General features: G+C 62.3%; 17 protein-coding genes. 4 read left to right on the forward strand and 13 right to left on the reverse strand.

What is annotated here, in order from left to right:
- The coding region (locus J4E53_RS24175) for a DUF4347 domain-containing protein (RefSeq protein WP_207268197.1) at window positions 1–1099 on the reverse strand (1099 nt) is incomplete at its 3' end.
- Window positions 1100–1149: 50 nt separating this feature from the next.
- On the reverse strand, window positions 1150–1995 hold the full coding sequence (locus J4E53_RS24180) for a sulfotransferase (RefSeq protein ID WP_103310438.1): 846 nt from the start codon (window positions 1993–1995) through the stop codon (window positions 1150–1152).
- A gap of 306 nt (window positions 1996–2301) precedes the next feature.
- Between J4E53_RS24180 and J4E53_RS24185 the strand changes: the two genes are divergently transcribed.
- Both J4E53_RS24185 and J4E53_RS24190 read left to right on the forward strand, forming a co-directional pair.
- Complete coding sequence (locus tag J4E53_RS24185; protein ID WP_060739726.1) at window positions 2302–2889, forward strand: phage tail protein; 588 nt, start codon at window positions 2302–2304, stop codon at window positions 2887–2889.
- A gap of 45 nt (window positions 2890–2934) precedes the next feature.
- Window positions 2935–3246: a DUF6916 family protein gene (locus J4E53_RS24190; RefSeq protein ID WP_060739727.1), complete on the forward strand. Its 312-nt coding sequence runs from the start codon at window positions 2935–2937 to the stop codon at window positions 3244–3246.
- 132 nt (window positions 3247–3378) lie between these two features.
- Here J4E53_RS24190 and J4E53_RS24195 read toward each other — a convergent pair whose 3' ends face one another.
- From J4E53_RS24195 to J4E53_RS24210, 4 genes are read right to left on the reverse strand one after another with little or no spacing between them, the layout of a single operon-like run.
- Window positions 3379–3870 carry a GNAT family N-acetyltransferase gene (locus tag J4E53_RS24195; protein ID WP_092169367.1) on the reverse strand — a complete coding sequence of 164 codons (492 nt, stop codon included), beginning with the start codon at window positions 3868–3870 and terminating at the stop codon, window positions 3379–3381.
- A 15-nt stretch (window positions 3871–3885) separates the two neighbouring features.
- Window positions 3886–5982, reverse strand: coding sequence for an efflux RND transporter periplasmic adaptor subunit (locus J4E53_RS24200; RefSeq protein WP_103310440.1), 2097 nt, complete (start codon window positions 5980–5982; stop codon window positions 3886–3888).
- A gap of 1 nt (window position 5983) precedes the next feature.
- Window positions 5984–7303: an efflux RND transporter periplasmic adaptor subunit gene (locus J4E53_RS24205; RefSeq protein WP_060739730.1), complete on the reverse strand. Its 1320-nt coding sequence runs from the start codon at window positions 7301–7303 to the stop codon at window positions 5984–5986.
- On the reverse strand, window positions 7300–8079 hold the full coding sequence (locus J4E53_RS24210) for an efflux RND transporter periplasmic adaptor subunit (RefSeq protein ID WP_103310441.1): 780 nt from the start codon (window positions 8077–8079) through the stop codon (window positions 7300–7302). Before J4E53_RS24210 ends, J4E53_RS24205 begins: the two co-directional genes overlap by 4 nt.
- 466 nt (window positions 8080–8545) lie before the next feature.
- Between J4E53_RS24210 and J4E53_RS24215 the strand changes: the two genes are divergently transcribed.
- Window positions 8546–9235: an NYN domain-containing protein gene (locus tag J4E53_RS24215; RefSeq protein WP_092329862.1), complete on the forward strand. Its 690-nt coding sequence runs from the start codon at window positions 8546–8548 to the stop codon at window positions 9233–9235.
- Here J4E53_RS24215 and J4E53_RS24220 read toward each other — a convergent pair.
- From J4E53_RS24220 to J4E53_RS24230, 3 genes are read right to left on the reverse strand one after another with little or no spacing between them, the layout of a single operon-like run.
- Window positions 9216–11666 (reverse strand): alpha/beta fold hydrolase, encoded by a 2451-nt coding sequence (locus J4E53_RS24220; protein WP_103310443.1) that lies wholly within the window; start codon window positions 11664–11666, stop codon window positions 9216–9218. The genes J4E53_RS24215 and J4E53_RS24220 overlap by 20 nt on opposite strands.
- 9 nt (window positions 11667–11675) lie before the next feature.
- On the reverse strand, window positions 11676–13118 hold the full coding sequence (locus tag J4E53_RS24225) for a TIGR01777 family oxidoreductase (protein ID WP_103310444.1): 1443 nt from the start codon (window positions 13116–13118) through the stop codon (window positions 11676–11678).
- A complete protein-coding gene (locus J4E53_RS24230) occupies window positions 13111–13599 on the reverse strand; it encodes a cell division protein (protein ID WP_177431736.1) in 489 nt (162 codons plus the stop codon). Before J4E53_RS24230 ends, J4E53_RS24225 begins: the two co-directional genes overlap by 8 nt.
- A 405-nt stretch (window positions 13600–14004) precedes the next feature.
- Here J4E53_RS24230 and J4E53_RS24235 point away from each other — a divergent pair, with 405 nt between their 5' ends.
- Window positions 14005–14376: a DUF6124 family protein gene (locus J4E53_RS24235; protein ID WP_103310446.1), complete on the forward strand. Its 372-nt coding sequence runs from the start codon at window positions 14005–14007 to the stop codon at window positions 14374–14376.
- A 288-nt stretch (window positions 14377–14664) separates the two neighbouring features.
- Here the strand turns inward: J4E53_RS24235 and J4E53_RS24240 are convergent, their stop codons facing one another.
- Genes J4E53_RS24240 through J4E53_RS24255 form a run of 4 tightly spaced genes read right to left on the reverse strand, consistent with a single transcriptional unit; the run spans window position 14665 to window position 18374 of the window.
- The gene (locus J4E53_RS24240) at window positions 14665–15531 is read right to left on the reverse strand and encodes an ABC transporter permease (protein WP_060739737.1); all 867 of its coding nucleotides are present in this window, start codon (window positions 15529–15531) and stop codon (window positions 14665–14667) included.
- A gap of 11 nt (window positions 15532–15542) precedes the next feature.
- Window positions 15543–16403, reverse strand: a complete 861-nt coding sequence (locus tag J4E53_RS24245; protein WP_060739738.1) for an ABC transporter ATP-binding protein — start codon at window positions 16401–16403, stop codon at window positions 15543–15545.
- 5 nt (window positions 16404–16408) lie between these two features.
- On the reverse strand, window positions 16409–17434 hold the full coding sequence (locus tag J4E53_RS24250; protein WP_060739739.1) for an ABC transporter substrate-binding protein: 1026 nt from the start codon (window positions 17432–17434) through the stop codon (window positions 16409–16411).
- 37 nt (window positions 17435–17471) lie between these two features.
- Entirely contained in the window at window positions 17472–18374 is a 903-nt protein-coding gene (locus tag J4E53_RS24255; RefSeq protein WP_103310447.1) for a TauD/TfdA family dioxygenase, read from the reverse strand.
- Window positions 18375–18526: the final 152 nt, after the last annotated feature.

Consider the following 18526-nt stretch of genomic DNA (forward strand, 5'->3'; position numbering starts at 1 on the left):
TACGCAGGGTCAAGGTACCCGCGTTGTTGATCCCGCCGCCCTTGGCCACCAGCGCATCGTCACCACCGTTACCGCCGTTGCCCGACACAACGCCGCGGGTAATCACCAAGCCATCGAGGGTGGCCGTGGTGCCGGCCGTCACGTTGATCACCTGAGTGCGGAACTGCCCGTCCAGGGTGACATCGGCGACGTTGTCGTTGTTGAGGTCACCGTCGATCGTGACGTTCTTGTTCACCACCAGCACTTGGGTCAAGGCGACGGTCATGCTGCTGTTGAAGGTGACGATATCGCCGTTCTGGGCGGAAGCCAGGGCGGCGCGCAGGGAGCCCACGCCGGAGTTGGCATTGTTGGTGGCGGTCCAGGTGGCCAGGCCCCACTGGTATTCACTCATGGCACTGGCCGACAGCACGTTGGCGCTTTCGATGTTACCGGTGGCGATTTCCAGGTCCCAGTCACCGCCCAGGCCCGTGCGGTCGTTCGACGCGGCCACGTCACGGCCGGTCAACTGCGCCAATGAATCCACCAGGCTCAGGCCACGCTCGCCTTCGGCGGTGTAGCAGCCGTAGATCAGGATATCGCCGCCGGCGTTCATGTCCTGGCCGATCTGCGCCAGTACTTCGCTGCGGGCCTGGACGTTGTCCGCCGACAGGTAGCTGTTGCCCAGCCACAAATCACCGGCGTTGCCGTGGGCGATGATCTGCACCGAGCTGATGCCCTGGTGGGTGTCCAGGTAATCGGCGATCTGTTGCAGGCCGTCCTTGGTGGCATCCAGTTGCACCACCTGGGTCCCGGGCGCCACGCCTTCGAGCAGGTTGGCGGAATCCTTGACCCGGGAATCGACAAACACCACGGATTTGCCCGGAACGGCAGCCTGGGTGGCATCGACCTGGCCTTGGGGCGCATGAGTGTCGGCCGGCTGGTCCGCCGTGGGCGTCTTGGCTGCCTCGGCATTGGGTTGCGCGTCTGCTTGCGCGGCATCGGCCACGGTTGCCGCCACCGCGCCGTCGAACAGCATTCGCGGCTCCAGGGACATGATCATTGGCGATGCCAGGGCCTGTGCGCCCTCGGTTACCCGCGATTTGCCTTTGCTCCACCACATGACGATCACCTGGACTCGAACTTCTTGAACGCAAATGAAAAAAACCGCTGTCAGCTGACAGCGGCGTCGGATTTCATACGAATGACATTGGCGGCGCTTGCGGACCCATCGCGCCAGAACGACAACTCGGCATACTTTTCAAACAGATCCGGCGGCAACAAGGTCCGCCGGGCTTGCGGCGCGACCTTGGGCTTGACCTTGTGCAGGCCGGCAACGCCCAGGGCCTGGTCGAAGGCCGGTGCGTCGTAGGTCAAGTGATTGAAATCGTGCTCGAACCAGGGCTCGCCGATGAACTCGTACACCAGGCGCATGACCCGCTCGGGGGCCTGGCTCAGTAGATCGTAGTCAACGATCAGCAGCGACTCGGCGTTCTCGCCGTAATAGGCCTCTTTGAGCGCCGTCCAGGCAAGCCCCACCAGGCGATTGCGCTGGGCCAGGGTTTCGCAGCGGCTGTAGACGGTGTTGCGCTCGTCATCGTCATTGAACAGTTTGGTGTTCTCGAACGGATTGGCGCGATAAAGGCGCTCCAGGCTGTCGAGGATCCAGGCGACGTTGCGCACGCAAGCGATGGTCTTGGCCTGGGGAAACAGGTCCTGCAGGGCAGGCAAACGGGCACACCATTGGCGATTGGTGTCGAAGATGACCGGTTTATCGGCTTTGTCGGCGTAGTAGGAATCGAAGAGGCCATGCAACAGGCGGCGGCGCAGGTCGGTGTCGATCACCGAACCGAACTCGCTGCCGGCGCTGCATTGCTGCAGGACGGTGCTGAACAGCGAACCGACGGGACTGGTCATGCCGGCATGAAAGCGCGGATTCTGCAGCAAAATGGCAGAAAGCAGGGTCGAGCCTGAGCGCGGTAAACCGGAAATAAAGTGAAACTGCGGCAATCCCTTCACCTGTTTTGTAGTCCTTTTGTAGCGCCAAGCGTAGCCGATGAAATAATCTTCGCCTAGTAGTACTTTGATATCAGATTCGCCTAGGCTAAAAATAAAGATGGACGGTAGAAATCCTCGTGAACCTGAATCGATTAAGCCGATTCGCGAGATTTTTCCGCCCGCTTCGCTCGGCAAAATCAAACATCCCGGTCTACGCTCAGCCGTGCGTGACCAGGCCAGGGAGTAAAGGAGTCGGGCTGATCGCACTCTTGTCCTTTGACGCGCCGGGCATTGCGAAAACCCAATCACCTGAAGGATGAGGAATCTATGGAAGTATTCATCGGCACTATCCAGTCATTCGCCTTTAACTTTGCCCCCAGGGACTGGGCCCTGTGCAACGGGCAGACGCTTTCCCTTTCTCAATACCAGACCTTGTTCGCCTTGATCGGCGTGACGTACGGAGGCAATGGCCAGACCACCTTCATGCTACCCAACCTGCAAGGTCGCCTGCCCTTGGGCCAAGGCAACGGCCTGGGCCTGACCCCGCGCGTCATCGGCGAGATCTCCGGCACCGAAAACGTCACCCCGACGCTGAACAACCTGCCCCTCCACACCCACACCCTCTCGGGCGTCACCGCCTCGACCACCCTGCAACTGGCGAACCCGGCCAGCAATCCCGTGAACACTCCCACGGCCACCAACTCATTCATCGGCACCTCGGGCACCGGGCCAGGCTCGGCGGCGATCTACTCCGACCAGATCGGTGCCTCGCCAGTACCGCTGCAAGGTGTCAGCACGACCGTCAGCGGCACGATTTCCCCGGCGGGCAACGGAATGCCATTGGCCGTCATGAACCCCTTCCTGGCCATCAACTTCAGCATCGCCCTTCAAGGCTACTTCCCGTCCCGTAACTGATGAACCGCCGGAGGGCTGCGGTCCTCCGGCCTTTGGAGTGTCGACATGCTGCAACAGGTTCATAGCCGCCATTTCCAACCGCTGCTGGGCCAGACCGGCAGCCTGATCCTGCCCGATGGCAGCTGCCTGCCGGTGCGCTTCGAAACCCTTGAAGAAACACCTCGGGCGAAGATGCCGAGCACCGAGCGCATGCCCTTCAGCGTCGAGTTCAACAGCCTGGAGAGCACCGCGTTCGTGGACGGCCTCTGCGGGCTGGAGGTGCCGGAACTGGGCAAGATCGAGGGGGTGTTCGTGTCACGGATACCGCCCATGGGACGGGATCCGGCGCTGGGATATTTCTACATCGCGTTTAACTAAAGACTGATGATCCCTTGTGGGAGCGAGCTTGCTCGCGATGGGGGACGGTCAGCTTGCATCCATGTTGGATTTACCGCCCTCATCGCGAGCAAGCTCGCTCCCACATTGAACAGGTGGCAAGTCAGGCACTGTTCAGTTGCCTTTTGGATACCAGACCAACCGCTCCGCCGCCGGGTTGCGCTCTTGCACTTCGAAGCCCAGCGCCAGGTAGTGCCGGCGCGCATGGGGGTTGCTGGCCCAGACCACGGTCGCCACCGGGCAACGGATCTGTTGCGCGGCTTTCTGTACCCCTTGCAATACCGCCCGGCCATACCCCTGCCCGCGCGCCTGGGGGATGAACGCCAGGTACAGCACGCGAATTTCATTGGGGCCGAAATCCGTGCTCAAGGCACCGATCGCGGTGCCGAGTTTTTCCACGACGTAATGCATGGCGTCGGGGAAGTTCTCGCCCAACCCTTGCTCCTGCACCTGGAACTGCTGGGCAATCACCTGCTGCACCTGTTCGGGGTCACCGTCGATCCATTGCAGGTCCGGCCGCGCCGCCTGGTACAGGCCCTGCAGGAACGGACCATCGCTGACCCGCGATGGACGCACCACCAATCCCTCTGCCGCCACTGAATCCATGCTCGCTCCCTAGGACTAGAACCCGCTTTCCCTGACACCCAACGCCGCCAACCGTCGCCAGGCCGCTCCCAACACCGACTCGCCCTTGCCCTGCAACACCGCCACGCCACGCAGCGGCTGCGCCGGAGCGGACGCGTCGTCCACTGCACTCAGCCGCACACCGTACTGAGCCTGTACCGGCTCGGCCCGTTGCTGCGAATCGCGGCGCACCGCAATCGGCCCATGGTGGTCGGACGTCAACGCTTGTTGTTCGACCCAGGCCACGCCGTTGGTGTCGATTTCATTCAACTGCACGGCAATCGACGTGTGCATCGGATCGTCCGCGATGAACCGTCCCGTGGCACCCGGCCCGACCCGCCAAAGCTCGGCTTCGGTGAGGTACCCGCGCAACCGCGAATCGGTCTGCACCACCCGCGCCAGCACCTGCGTCGGTGACAGCCAGCGCCCTACCGACAGTTGCGGCAACACGTCACGCACCTGGCCGGCATGGGGCGCACGCAACAACAGCCGTTCACGCTGGGCCACCAGGCCCCGGTACTCGGCCACCGCTTCGGCCAGTTGCTGTTCGATGATGCCGGCATCGGCCGCGGTTTCGCTGCGCCCGGCCTGACGGCGCATCTGCAACTGCTGGATCTGGATTTCCCGGCGCACGATGGCCAGGCGCGAGGCCATGTCCGGCGATTCCAGTTCAATCAATACATCGCCCTGGGCCACGGTCTGGCCGTCGTGCACATTCACCTGCTTGACCCGTGCCGCCACGGGCGCATGCAAGGCACTGGCCCGCCCGGCCTCGAGCATGGCCGGCACTTCCACCGCACTGCGCCAGGGCAGCAGCAACGCCAACAGCAACGCCAGCAACACCAGGCCGCTCAGGAGCATCCGCCCACCGCGGGCTTGCTCACGGCGACTCCACCATTGTCGCCACTCACTCACGATGGGCATAAAAATGAACCACACCAATTCCACCATCATCAGAAAAATGCCCAGCACCTTGAAGAACAGGTGATAGACCGCCAGGGCAATCCCGAAAAACAACAATGCCCGCCACAGCCAGGAGCCGTATCCCCAGACCAGCAAACGCCGGCGCATCTTCGGCGACCAGGGTTCCGGCGCCGCCGCGCCATAACCGAACAAGGCTTCGCGCAGGCGCCAGCGGCACAGGGCGAACGCCCGCCCCTGCAGGTTATCCACCGCCCAGAAATCACTGAGCAGGAAATACCCGTCAAAACGCATGAAAGGGTTCAAATTGATGATCAGCGTGGTGATCCAGGTGGCGCTGGCGAGCATGAACGCCGCGGTGCGTGCCGGCCCGTCAGGCAGCAGCGACCAGGCCAGCAGCGCGATGCACGCCAGCAGCAATTCAGCCAGGACTCCGCCGGCACCGATCAGCAACCGTGCGCGACGATCGTTGATCCGCCAGGCGTCGCTGACGTCGGTGTAGAACATCGGCAACAGCACCATGAACGCCACGCCCATGCTTTGCACACGACAACCGGCGCGCTTGGCCATGAAGGCATGGCCGAACTCATGGCACAGCTTGGCGAAGAGCAACGCCGCCCCGAAGGCCAGCGCACCGCCCAGGCTGAACAGGTGCGGAAACGTCGCGATGAAGCGCTGCCAGTCCCGCGACACCAGGAAGATGCCGAGGCCCAGGGTCAGCGGCAGGCCATAGCGCAGGATCCCGGGACCGAACCGCGCCAACCAGGGCCAGGCCCGGTTGAGAAAGGCGTCCGGGCGCCACAGCGGTATGCGAAAAAACAGGTATTGATGCAGCAGGATCTGCCACAGGCTCTGGCGTTGTGCAGCGGTCTTGAAGAGGTAACTGTCGCGCTGTTGTGGGTCCATCGCGCTGATCAGGTCATGGCCGCGCAGGAAACCCAGCAGTTGCTCCAGCGACTCGCCATTGAGCGGCAGGCCCGGCTCGCGGTTTGCGGCTTGCAGCACCTGTTCCGGATCGCCCAGGGACCAATGCCGCAACATGCGCATTGCTGCCGCGCCAAGCTTGAAATAGCGCCCGCGCACCGGATCGGCCAAGGTCCACTGCGGCGAACCGTCCGGGTCCGGCGCCGCCGGGGACAATTGCAGGTCCGGCCGCAGGCTCGGCAAGTCCATGCTACAGGCCTACGCTCTGGCGCAGGCCGGCCAGTGGCCGACGCAACAGGTACAACGCCAGCGGCGCGCGGTCGCCAAAGACCTTCGCCGTGCCCCGCAGGCCGATGCGAGGCGCCGTGGCATCGAAACGCGCGTCCAACCGGTACGCCAACTGCCCGGCGGCGGTAGGTTGCGCTTCATAGGCCGAGCGCTCGAGCCAGGCCAGGTGCCGCTGCAATGGGTCGCTGTCGAGGAACAACGCCACTTGCGCACCAGGCTCCAGGGCTATCGCGTCGCCCACCGCCAATTCAATACGCAGCTCGGCCTGGTTCGGGTCGGCGATTTCCATCAGTCGCTCGCCAGTCTGCACGGGCTTGCCGAGCCAGCGCTCGGCGTCGGCGAACACCGCAATGCCGTCGCGCTCGGCGCGTACTTCGCTGCGCTTGAGCAATTCAAGCGCGTAGTTGCGCTCGGCGCGTTTCTGTTCGACGCGGGCGGCCAGCAAGTCAATCTTCGAACTGGATTCGGCGTCGGCAAACGAGCGCTGGGAATTGGCCTTGAGTTCGGCCTCGGCCACGCCCAACGCACGCTCGGCCACATCGGCCTGGGCCTTGAGGCTGGTGCTTTCGAAACGCAGCAACAGGTCGCCGTTCTTGACGGTCTGGTTGGGCTTGACCAGGAACTCGGCGATCACCCCATCCAACGGCGCCGCCACTACCTGCCCGCCCAGCGGCACCACTTCGGCCGGGGCCAACACGGACTGGCGCACCGGGATCAGCAAGCCCAGCAGCAACACCGCCACCAGGGCGACCTGGCGCTTGCGCGTCCAACGCAGGCGCCAAGGTTTGCGCGGTTGCAGCGCCAGCCACGCATGGCTGTAGGTGTCCCCCAGTTGCGACAGCAGCACTTGTTCGGGAGGGGTCCAGGGCAAGTCCCGGGCCAGCCACAAACCGCCGAATACCTGGCCCTGATGATCGATCAACGGCAGCCAGAACACTTGGCCGGCGGACAGGCTTTGCCAGTCCGCACGGACGGATTCACTCACCCCATCGGCGGCGATCACCCGAGCCTGATTCAACAGGCCCTGTTTGAATAGCTGCGCCACCGCCTGCTCGACAAATGCCACGAATGGCGCATTCGGCTCCACGGTACTGACGCCGGTCACCGCCTGGACCTTGCCGGCGATCAACAACGCGGCATGACGAAAGCCGAACAGGGCCTGGCCGTCATTGACCAGGCTGTAGCTCAATTGTGCCGGCGTTCGTGCGGCCCGGGTCTGGCGTTCAAGGTCAAGGAAGCGGGCAAACACCTGCTCGGCGCTGCCCGATACCGGCGCGTTCACTTGGGCTCCGCGAAACGCGCCGTGCCGCTCATGCCGGACAGCAGGCCGCTGGCATCCGGCACGCTCGCCACCAGCAACAGGGTCTGGCTGCCCTCGTCGATGCGCGCGCCCAGGCGCTTGACCGTCGCTTGCAACGGCTTGCCGGTTTCATCGGGGACGAAGGTAAAGGGCTGGCCAGGCTTGAGCCGGTCCATCCAGCGTGAAGGCACCAACAGGTGAATCTCCAGGGTGCGGTTGTCGACCACATCGAGCAACGGCGCGCCGGCCGCCACGCTTTCATAGCGCTGGACCTTGCGCGCCACCACTTGCCCGTCGAAGGGCGCGATCACGCTGCAACGCTTGACCTGAACCTGGTACACCTGGGATTGAGCCTGGGTTTCATTGAGCCGGGCTTCGGCCCGTGACACTTCAAAACGTCCGACCGACTTCAGGGCCGCCAGTTGCCGGTTATGCGCCAGCTCTTCACTGGCCCCCCGGCTTGCCGCCTGGGCCGCGTTGAGCTGGGCCTGATAGGCCGAGCAATCGAACCGCGCCAGGGTATCGCCCTTCTTGAACGACTCACCCTCGCTAAACGGCAACTCGACGATGCGTCCGGCCAACTCGCTGGCCAGCACCGCCTGGTCCCGCGCCCGAAGCACCCCACGCGCCTCATTGCCACTCGGCGCACTGGCCGTGACACCGCTTTCCAGCAGAGGATCGTCCGCGACAGGCGTTTGCGCCTGCACGCCGCACGTTACAAAGCTCAATCCCACAACCCAACTACTCAAACGTCCCATGCCGTTACTCCCTGACGGATGGGCGGAGTCTACGACAGCGGTGGGGGGCGTCAAGGGAGTAGCGGTCAGGAGTGAGAAAACTCTTGTTTCAAAAAGGTCGAAGAGGGGACAAAAAAACGCTCAGTTTTTTCCTGATATGTACGGACATCAAATCCTACAAAGTATTGAGAATTTCCATTCGTTGGAAAATGGTTTTCGGTGATGGATTTCTACCGTTGCTCTAAGAGAGGCTCTATTTCGTAACAAACGCTGACAGATCAAGCAAAGAATGGATTTGACCTTCCACCATGCATACGCTCAACACTGTTGCGCCGGTGACGAGAGAGAATCCAGCCAACGGTTGACGTTATGACACGCTCAACTTAGGATGGCCCTACTCAACCCCGTACGCAGAGATTCAGTTCTCTGGCTGTTGGGGTGAAAAAACCGGCTTAGGCCGGTTTTTTCGTTTCTGGGGATCGAGTTTGTGCGCACCGCATTTTTTGTTGACGGCTATAACCTGTTCTATGGACTGCTCGCAGACACACCTTACAAATGGCTGGATTTGCGAAGTCTGTTGTCACACATCGCGCATATCGAAAACCCGCACAGCACAACTGCCTCAGTTGATTACTTCACCTCCTCGGTCAAACCGTCACTGGCCACCCGTGGCCGAGTATCAAAAGAAGCGCAAGATTCTTATATCCGCGCCCTGAAGACCACCCATATCCGTGTCCATTATGGTCATCATCAACTTGAACCTGCCAAAGCCCCTCGTTTCGTTGACAGAAAGACAAAAGCCTCTCGAGAGGACAAAGTCGACATCTGGAAGCTGGAGGAAAAAGAAACGGACGTTCACATAGCAATCAGCATGTACCGAGCCGCTGCAAAGCAAACGACGCTGAAGAATCATGAACGGGTGGAGCAATTGGTACTTGTATCCAGCGACACCGATATGACTCCCGCTTTGAGAGCGTTGCGGGAGGATTTTCCTGAAACAACCGTTGGCGTTATTCTTCCTCATCGAGCTGAGCTGAATCGTCCATCTCCAGGTTCGTTAAAGCAGCACGCCCACTGGATACGCCGCGTTGTCACTTGCGACGAACTCCAATCCCACCAGTTCCCCAACCGAGTGCCCACGCACAAAGCCCCCGCCATCAAGCCGGACTATTGGTAGCAACCAACGTCAACTCACCATCCCGATACACCACCTCACGCCCCAGCCACGTCACATCCACCTGCGGCAGCACCGCCGAGGGTTTGCGCAGCTCACGCAGCAGCGTCGAGCCGTGGGACAAACGCCCACCCATTCGCGCAATCACGGCCCGGGCGCTTTGATAGTGTGCATGGCGACCAGGGTCCAGGGTGTCTTCCAACAAAATGTCCTCGCCCAGAATCCCCTGGGCCTGCCCCGGATAAATCATGAAGCCGCTGGCCTGCTCGGTGCCTTCACGACCGTCCTGCCAGAAGCTGCCATCGCGGGTGCGGATGTCCGGGTGCGGCGCGAACCAATGCCCTCGGTCAGCCGTCGGCATGGCGTGGTGCAGGCGGAAGAACATCCGCATCAGGTTGTCGCGATACCATTCGCGCACTTGCAGGTAGTAACCACGCAAGCCCGGCAAGCCGGTCGAATGGGCAACACGAATCGCCAGGGGCCATTCTGGGAAGGCCTGCAAAGGCAACTCGGTTGGTGCTGGGCGTGGCGTCGCCGGGTCGGTCTCCCAGGGCAGGCGATGGGGGCTGTGTTCAAGGTCGTCATAGGCGGTCGGCGGTCGCCCCAACAGGTCGCCGCCACTGCTGGCCAAGGCGCTGGCGATGCACAGGTTGCCCTGCACCACAAACACATAGAAGCGGGTGAACCAGTCGGCCAATTGCTGGCCGTCGACGCCTTGTGTGGTCAGTTCGTGCAGCTCTCGGTCAAAACGTCGCAAGCCGTTTTCCAACGTCAGCAAATGCCCACGGGCGATGCGTTGCATGCGCAGGAACAACGGCAGCGAGCGCAACAGGCGCAGTGGCCGCCAAGGCAGGTGCGGCGTCGCGCCGCCGACCTCGCCCGCGTAGCTGCTGGCGCTGATGCCCCAGTCAGCCAGTCGGGCGAGAAACAAATCATTGTTGATGTACGACGCACCGCCAAACACCGCCGTGAACGGCTCGTTATCCTGCAACACCCGTGAGTCCCAGCGCGCCATGATCGCCGGAATGCTCGCCGCCGCGCGGCGCTGGGCGTACTCCACCAACACGCTGGATTGCGGCGGCAGGATCTCGGCGATGTTGGCAGCGGTCAGGTGGCGGCGCCAGCCGTAGTCGCTGATCGGCCGGTATTGCAGCAGCCACAGCTGGGTACCGTCCCAGGCCCATTCGACGTCGCCGGGCACGTAGTGGAAGACCCGCAGCACGCCTTGCAGGAAACGCCACAGCACGTCTTCGGTCAGGCCATGGGCGGGCTTGAATGTGCCGCTGTTCCATGACTCGCCGAGGCGGGAAAGGATCGCGCGTTCGGGGCTCACCTGACCATCGGCCAACGACTCCAGGTGACCTTCGACCCACTCCAGCTCGACGGATAGGTGGCGCACGAAGGCGATCCCCGACAACCGCGGCGTGATGAAGCGCTGGACCACCACTTCCTCGACACCCGCCGCCGTCAACTCGGCAATGCGCACTGGCACGTTGTGCGTCGGTTCACGCAGGAACGTGGTGCTCAGGCCGGCATTCGCCGCGTCGGCCTGATCTTCGCCATAACTGGAGGAACGCACGGCCCAGATAGCTTCCGGCTGGCTCTTCAAAAAACCTGGTAAGCGCGGATCATGACAGTCGTTGAGCGACAGCGCCGCAGGCACCGCTTGCCCGGCCAGCTCCGCCAGGCACAAGCGCCCACCCTTGGTGTGCGCAACGAACCCACGCTCGCCGGACTCCAGCCATGCGGCGAACTCGGCCGGGGAGTCGATCCACGGGTAGTGACCCCAGCCGGGTTTCAGGCTGATGGTCAGATCGGCACGGGCCAGAATGGCGGACCAGGCCGCCGCTTGGGCGACGCCCAGCACCTTGTCCTGATCACCCCAGACCAGTTCGACCGGGTCGGTGATCCATTCCAGCAGTGGCAACGCGGTGTCCGCACGCAGTTGATCCCAGAGCGGCACAAAGGCGCGGCAGCGAGCATACCCGGCGCCCATGCGTTGGTATTGCGCGGACGTCCAGGTCTGGCGGGAGAATTTGTGGGCAAACAGCGTCGGCTTATTCGAGAGCAACCAGTGAATGGTCTTGCGAATCGGCAACGGCGACATCAACGCCGGCAATCGTCGCTGCCACAAAAACGCGCCCACCGGCGCCAGCAACACGCTGCGGCAAAAGTGTCCCGGCTGACGTTGCAGCGCATGCAGCACCAGCAACGCACTCACCCCCACCGCCATGATCGCGCTGCCCTTGACCGTCGCCGCCAGCAACGCCTGGGCGTAGGCCGCCAGGTCTTCGCAAGGGGCTTGAGGGTTGTTGCCGAAGCCGGGCAATTCCAGCGGCACCACGTCGTGGTGTTGAAAATGCGGCAACGCGTCGTCCCACCAATCGGCGGCGCTACCGTTGCCGGCCAGCAGGTACATCCGGGGCTTGCTCATGGACGGTCCTCAGGTCAGGTCGCGCAGGGCAGCGTCGAGGGTCGGGTAACGGAAGGTATAACCGGCCTCGACGAGACGATTGGGCACCACGCGCTGGCCGTCGAAAAACAACTGGGCCATCTCACCCGCCAGGGCACGCACCGGCGCGGCTGGGATGTGGAACCACACCGGACGCTTGAGCACCTTGCCCACGCGCTCGGCGAACAGCGCCTGACTGACGGTTTCCGGCGCCACCAGGTTGTAGGTGCCGCTCAGGCTTTCGTCATCGAACGCACGGGCGATCACTTGGATGACATCGTCGCGGTGCACCCAACTCATGATTTGCCGACCATCGCCCATCCGCCCGCCGAACCCCAGGCGAAACGGAATCAGCAACGGCAACAGCGCACCGCCGGGGCCGAACACCACGCCCAGGCGCATCACCACCTGGCGCACGCCCAGTTCGGTGGCGGGCAGCGCTGAAGCCTCCCAACGCACACAGAGTTCAGCCATGAAGCCCTCGCCCCGGGTGGCGCTTTCATCGAGGCTCTCGCTGGCATCACGCACGCCGTAGAAACCGATGGCCGAGGCCTGAATCCACAACACGGGCTTATGCCGGGCGTTCTTCAACCACGTCATCAGCGCATGGGTGGTATTGACCCGGCTGGCGATGAGTTGCGCCTGGCGCTTGGGGCTCCAGCGCGGCCCGGCCACCGGCGCACCCGCCAGGTTGATCACAACGTCGAAGGTTTCGTCATGGCCCAGCTTGCCCAACGCACGCAGGCACCGGGCACGGCCGTCGAACAGATAGGCCGCTTTCAAGGAATCGCGGGCCAACACGCTGACCGTGTGCCCGGCGTCGAGCAATTGGTTGACCAGGGCCTCGCCGATAAACCCGGTGCCTCCCGTCACCAGCACGCGCTTATAGGCACCGCCCGCGAATGGATTGGCCGGTCGGCCTTGACGCTGCATGCGCAATGCCGCTAACCCATCACGAATCCCCGAGGCCGTGACGCCGATGGCGAACAAGGTCAGCAGCCAACCGCGCCAGCCGAAATCGATCGCAACCAGGCCGGTCGGCAAACTCGCCCACTGCGCCAGTTGCACACCGTACAGCGCGAAAAACGCCCCGCCGTTGACCGCCAACACCGTGTGCATGATGCGCTCGATGGCGGGCAACTTGCGGGTCCGGTCCTCGACCACGAAATCCCAGAGCGTCAGGCCGATCTCCAGCGCGAACAGCAAGCCAATGACAATCGCCCACGTCCCTTGGAAGGCCAGGTGCGCCATGCCCAGGAACAGAATCCCGTAGAAACACGAACGCAGGGCATGGATGGAAAGCTCCAGGCGAGCACTGTGGCGATAGGGCAAGGCGACGGTGAGTTCGTGGTGATACAGGGTATCCAGCGCGCCCAGGATCGCCTGGGCGATCAACAGCGTGATGGCCCAGTCCAGCAGGGAAAAGTCAGGCATGGTTTGCATCACTCGGCGCGTGGTCAGTCAGGGAGGTGCGGCGGTCGTGGCGATAGAGCCAGAACAGCGGCGGCAGTAACAGCAGCAGCGCGAAACCGTCGAGCCACAAGTGCGACCAGACCCGCGCCTGGGCGGAAATCAACATGTCCTGGGGCGCCCAGAGCAGGATGCCGGCGATTATCCAGGCCCAAGGCATGGCGCTTTTCAGTCGATTGCCGATGTGCACGAGGGCGAGCATGTACAGCGCGTAGCTTTGCAACGTGGCGCCGAACAAGGCCAGCCACCATACCTGCTGTGCGCGGGCCGTCGCGGGCACTGCGGCGGCGCCCCAGAAGGCCTGTTCGATGCTCTGCAGATAGCCATCGAGCAAGCCCGAATGGCCTGCCCAGCTCAGGGTGATGCCGGCAAGCAGATGCATCAGGGCGGCAGCATAAAGCCAAGCGACCAGGGCTTTGCGAAGGGGGCTTTGAGGGACTGGCATTCCGTGTCCTGAAGGCTTGCTGGAGGGTCGCAAGTCTAATGGAAAAGGAGGAGGCTTTATCTGGCTATTTGGATTGGGTGCACTCGTACAGTTGGGTCCTAGGAGATTTCCTTCAAGTTGTAGCGATATTGGTGAACTTGTCCGGCTTCGGGCCCGCCGCTAGTCTGAGTTTGTCACTGAAAAAACGGTGACACGGACGTGCAAGTCCGGGTACAACAACCGAATCATAATGCCTCCGGCCATTTATGGTGCATTCGTGCCCGCGTTTTATGGCGGCTGTGTTCGGGAGACTCTCAAGGTCTGCCGGGGTTTTGGTATGGTTACCCGGTCTTGCACACTCGCTCACAGCTGCCACCTTCCATCGCGTGCAAGCGATTCAAAGTGGTTCTCCAATGGAAACCTACCATGTTCAAACCTACACCTAACCCTCCCCCCGTCTCACCTGACACCCGCGCTGAGACCCCAGAGTCCAAAAAGCTCGACGAAGCCGCCCAACGCGCCCTCGACTACTACCTCAATCCCAAACCGACCGATGAAGCCTCTGGCAAAACCCAATCCGCCCACCTCTTCATGGTCGCCCCGGACATCGACACCGAAACCCTGCTGGCCAATGCCTCCGAAGACCTGCTGTCCATCAGCGCCATCGCCGCCGACCTGGCGGATGACGTTGAAGGCAGTCGTCGCAGTGTCATCCTGGCGATCAGCCGCATGGCTGATGGCGTGCATTTATTGGTGGAGCGGGCGATGGATCGGCTTGAGGTCCAGGCTTCGGGCTGACATTCCTGTGGTGGATTGAAAACCGCCATCGCGAGCAAGCTCGCTCCCACAGTTAAACAGTGTTGACCTCAATTTTTCGGTTCTACACAAATCCAGTGTGGGAGCGAGCTTGCTCGCGATGACGCCAGCCCAGACAACCCAGAATCCGTGGCGAGGGAGCTTGCTCCCGCTCGACTGCGCAGCAGTCGCAAAACCAGACAACGCGGTCAGGCTGAAGAAACCCAGGGGCCTGCTTCGCAGGCCAGCGGGAGCAAGCTCCCTCGCCACAGGGTTCATTCACTCCACCGATCAGCGCTGCATCCCCCAACGCTTCACCGTCACCCGCTCCAGGCTGTCGAACACCAGGTTCTCCACCAGCAACCCGATCAAAATCACCACCGCCAACCCGGCAAACACCTTGTCGGTGTACAGCTCGTTGCGGTTCTGGAAGATGTACCAGCCCAGGCCGCCCTTGCCGCTGGTGGCGCCGAACACCAGTTCGGCGGCGATCAGGGTGCGCCAGGCGAAGGCCCAGCCGATCTTCAGCCCGGCGAGAATCGACGGCAGCGCCGCCGGGATCAGGATGAACAGCACAAAACGCAGGCCCCGCAGCCCATAGTTGCGCCCGGCCATGCGCAGCGTTTCCGACACACCGAGAAACCCCGAATACATGTTCAACGCCAGCGCCCACAACACCGAATGCACCAGCACAAAAATCAGGCTGTTCTGCCCCAGGCCGAACCACAGCAGCGCCAACGGCAACAGGGCGATGGCCGGCAGCGGATTGAACATCGACGTCAACGTGCTGAGCAGGTCGCGGCCCAACTGCGTCGACACCGCCAAGGTGGTCAAGCCAAACGCCAGGATGATGCCCAGTAGATAGCCCTTGAGCAGCACCACCAGGGAAATCCACACCTTGCCCAACAGCTCGCCGCTGAGCAAACCGTCGTACAACGCGCTGGCGGTCTGCAAGAAGCTCGGCAGCAGCAGGTCGTTGTTCTGGTAACGCGCCACGCCCTCCCACACCACCGCCAGCAATAACAGGATCAAACTTTTGCGCAGCCAACCCTGTTGCCAGAGGCGCTGGCCCAAGGGCAACTCGCGCTCCAAGGGCACGTGGGTCAAAGGTTGCAGATCGACTTCGTATTCTTCGCGCGCAGGCGATAACTGACTCATGAAAGGTCCCCTTAATACGCAATACGGATGTCGGTGAAATCCAGCTCATGCTCGGTTTCAGGCGGCTGACCTTCATTGAACAGCAATCCATGAATCCGCCGGGCCGTGTGCTGGAACCCCACGCCGCCGAGGCTGTGCAGATCGTATTGATGGCTGTGGATTTCCGCCCGGACCCTTCCTGGATGTGGCGATAACAGCAGGATGCGATTGCCCACCACCAATGCTTCTTCGATGGAGTGGGTGACGAACAGCAGGGTGAAACGCACCTCTTCCCAGAGCAGCAGCAGTTCTTCCTGCATCTTGCGTCGGGTCAGGGCATCGAGGGCGGCGAAAGGCTCGTCCATCAAGAGGATTTTCGGCTGCATCGCCAGCGCCCGGGCAATCGCGACGCGAGCTTTCATGCCCCCGGACAACGTGTGAGGGTAGGCATCGGCAAACGCCGCCAGGCCCACTTTGTCGAGGTAATGCAGCGCCCGCTCCTCGGCCTCGCGACGCTTGAGGGTGCCGGACGCCAGCAGCGCGAACATCACGTTCTGCTTGACGGTTTTCCACGGTGGCAGTTGGTCGAACTCCTGGAACACCACGATCCGGTCCGGTCCCGGCGCGTTGACGGTTTGGCCTTGCAAGCGAATCTCGCCTTCGCACGGCGTGATGAAGCCACCAATGGCCTTGAGCAAGGTGGACTTGCCGCACCCGGACGGGCCAAGCAAAACAAAACGGTCCGCAGGGTCGACTTCGAAACTCACTTGGTGGGTGGCCCGCACCACCCGCTGCGGGGTGCGGTATTCCAAGCTGACGTTATCCACCGACAACAATGCCGTGTCGGTGCGGGTGGGGTTGCTGGCCGCGTGGCCTTGCAAAAGCGCGTTCATGACAATCAGCTCCCCTGCAACGGTTTGGCGTCCTGGAAGAAATAATCTTCCCACGACGCCGGCTTGTTCTTGATGGCGCCGACGCGGTAGAGGAATTCCGCCAGCGGGTAGGTGTTTTTCGGGGTGACGGTGAATTCGATCTGCGGGTTGTCGATGATTTTCAACAAGGTCGCCCGGTCGATCTTGGCCTTGGTCACCCGCAGGTAGGTGTCCGCCGCCGCACCTTTGTCCTTCTGGGCGAACTCGGCCGCTTCGGTCAGCGCCTCGACGAACGCCTTGTAGGTCTTCGGATTCTCATCGCGGAATTTCTCGGTGGCGAACAGCACCGTGGGCGAGTTTGGCCCGAGCACGTCATAGGAGTTGAGCACCACATGGACGTTGGGGTTTTGCAGGGCCTGGTCCTGGAACGGCGGGTTGGAAAAATGCCCGGTCAACTCGGTGCCGCCGGCAATCAACGCCGCCGTGGCGTCCGGGTGCGGGACAGCCAAGGTGTACTTGTCGAGGCGATTGAAGTCCTTGTCGCCCCACTGCTTGGCGGCGGCGTATTGCAGGAAACGCGACTGCACCGAAACACCCACCGCGGGCACCGCGATGCGGTCCTTCTCGGTGAAGTCGGCAATGGTCTTGACGTTGGGGTTATTGCTCAACAAGTAATAGGGAAAGTTGCCCAACGAGGCCACGGCCTTGACGTTCTGCTTGCCACGGGTACGGTCCCAGACGGTCAACAACGGCCCGACGCCGGCTCCGGCAATGTCGATGGAACCCGACAGCAATGCATCGTTGACCGCCGCCCCGCCGGACAGTTGGGTCCAATCGACCTTGATGTCGATGCCCTCTTCCTTGCCGTGCTTCTCGATCAATTGCTGGTCGCGGACCACGTTCAGCAACAGGTAAACGATGCCGAACTGCTCGGCGATCCGAATCTCGCCTTCGGCGTGGGCGCTGGCCGGCGCGACCAGGCTGCCGGCCAGCAAACTGAAGCCCAGGCCGATGGCGGCGGCCAGCGGTGCAAAAGCAATGCGTTTGGACATGGTGATTCTCCGGGCTCTTTGCGCGAGGCGCAGCCGATCAGAAAGGGGCGTCGCCCTGGATGGTGGTGCGATACAGCTTGCGGCGCAGATGGCTCGGGCAACCGGCAGCCAGGTGGATCAGCGAGCGGTTGTCCCAGAACACCAAGTCATGGGGCTGCCATTGATGGCGATAGATGTTTTGAGGCAACACGCTGTGGGCATACAGCTCCGTCAGGATGGCTTTGCTTTCATCCTCTGGCAGGCCGACGATGCGGGTGGTGAACCCCTCGCTGACGAACAACGCCTTGCGCCCGGTTTCCGGGTGAGTGCGGACGATGGGGTGCACGACCTCGGCCACCTGGGCCAGTTGCTCCGGCGTCAACGTCGGGCGCCAGTTGCCTTCGAATTTGGTTTCGCTGTAACGCGCGGTGTAGGAATGCGCCGCCGAACGGCCCTCGATCGCTTTACGCAGCGTTTCGGGCAAACCGTCCCAGGCCTTGTGCATGTCGGCGAACAGCGTGTCGCCGCCTTCGCTCGGCAGCTCCTGGGCGTGGAGCATCGAGCCGAGGCTGGGCAGTTCCTTATAGGAAAGGTCCGAATGCCAGAACTTGCCTGCATCGCCCAGGCCGATGGATTGGCCGTTTTCGATGATGTTGGACACGATGAGGATTTCCGGATGCCCGGTCAGCAGGAACTGCTTGAGCACATGGATTTGCAGCACGCCAAAACGGCGGCTGAAGGCGATGTGCTGTTCGGGGGTGATGCGCTGGTCGCGGAACACCACGACGTGATAGTCCAGGTGCGCGCGATGGATGCGGGCGAAATCCTGGTCGTTGATGGGCCGGGACAGGTCCAGCCCAACGATCTCGGCGCCGACGGCATCGCGAAACGGGAAGATTGCGAACGACTGCGGCGCGATGGGCGCGGCATTTGAATCTGGAGAAAAAGAGACGGCTGGCATACATCACTCCCACGCACGGCGCGCTTCAATGGGCGCGCAATCGATCAAAACTCACGGGGTTACCGTGTTGGTTTATGTCGTGCGGCGTGCCGATTGGTCGGCAGGTACGCAGGGGGATGACTTTAAGGGTATAAGAATTGAAATTTAAATAC

The sequence above is a fragment of the Pseudomonas sp. FW305-28 genome (genome assembly GCF_017351395.1).
Lineage (GTDB): Bacteria > Pseudomonadota > Gammaproteobacteria > Pseudomonadales > Pseudomonadaceae > Aquipseudomonas > Aquipseudomonas fluorescens_AA.

What these genes read in the sequence shown, in the direction of transcription:
- J4E53_RS24200 (WP_103310440.1), bottom strand. Translation starts at nt 5,982, where the DNA reads ATGGACTTGCCGAGCCTGCGGCCGGACCTGCAATTGTCCCCGGCGGCG.
- J4E53_RS24230 (WP_177431736.1), bottom strand. Translation starts at nt 13,599, where the DNA reads ATGCCAGTCCCTCAAAGCCCCCTTCGCAAAGCCCTGGTCGCTTGGCTT.
- J4E53_RS24185 (WP_060739726.1), top strand. Translation starts at nt 2,302, where the DNA reads ATGGAAGTATTCATCGGCACTATCCAGTCATTCGCCTTTAACTTTGCC.
- J4E53_RS24240 (WP_060739737.1), bottom strand. Translation starts at nt 15,531, where the DNA reads ATGAGTCAGTTATCGCCTGCGCGCGAAGAATACGAAGTCGATCTGCAA.
- J4E53_RS24245 (WP_060739738.1), bottom strand. Translation starts at nt 16,403, where the DNA reads ATGAACGCGCTTTTGCAAGGCCACGCGGCCAGCAACCCCACCCGCACC.
- J4E53_RS24195 (WP_092169367.1), bottom strand. Translation starts at nt 3,870, where the DNA reads ATGGATTCAGTGGCGGCAGAGGGATTGGTGGTGCGTCCATCGCGGGTC.
- J4E53_RS24220 (WP_103310443.1), bottom strand. Translation starts at nt 11,666, where the DNA reads ATGAGCAAGCCCCGGATGTACCTGCTGGCCGGCAACGGTAGCGCCGCC.
- J4E53_RS24235 (WP_103310446.1), top strand. Translation starts at nt 14,005, where the DNA reads ATGTTCAAACCTACACCTAACCCTCCCCCCGTCTCACCTGACACCCGC.
- J4E53_RS24210 (WP_103310441.1), bottom strand. Translation starts at nt 8,079, where the DNA reads ATGGGACGTTTGAGTAGTTGGGTTGTGGGATTGAGCTTTGTAACGTGC.
- J4E53_RS24250 (WP_060739739.1), bottom strand. Translation starts at nt 17,434, where the DNA reads ATGTCCAAACGCATTGCTTTTGCACCGCTGGCCGCCGCCATCGGCCTG.
- J4E53_RS24255 (WP_103310447.1), bottom strand. Translation starts at nt 18,374, where the DNA reads ATGCCAGCCGTCTCTTTTTCTCCAGATTCAAATGCCGCGCCCATCGCG.
- J4E53_RS24190 (WP_060739727.1), top strand. Translation starts at nt 2,935, where the DNA reads ATGCTGCAACAGGTTCATAGCCGCCATTTCCAACCGCTGCTGGGCCAG.
- J4E53_RS24225 (WP_103310444.1), bottom strand. Translation starts at nt 13,118, where the DNA reads ATGCCTGACTTTTCCCTGCTGGACTGGGCCATCACGCTGTTGATCGCC.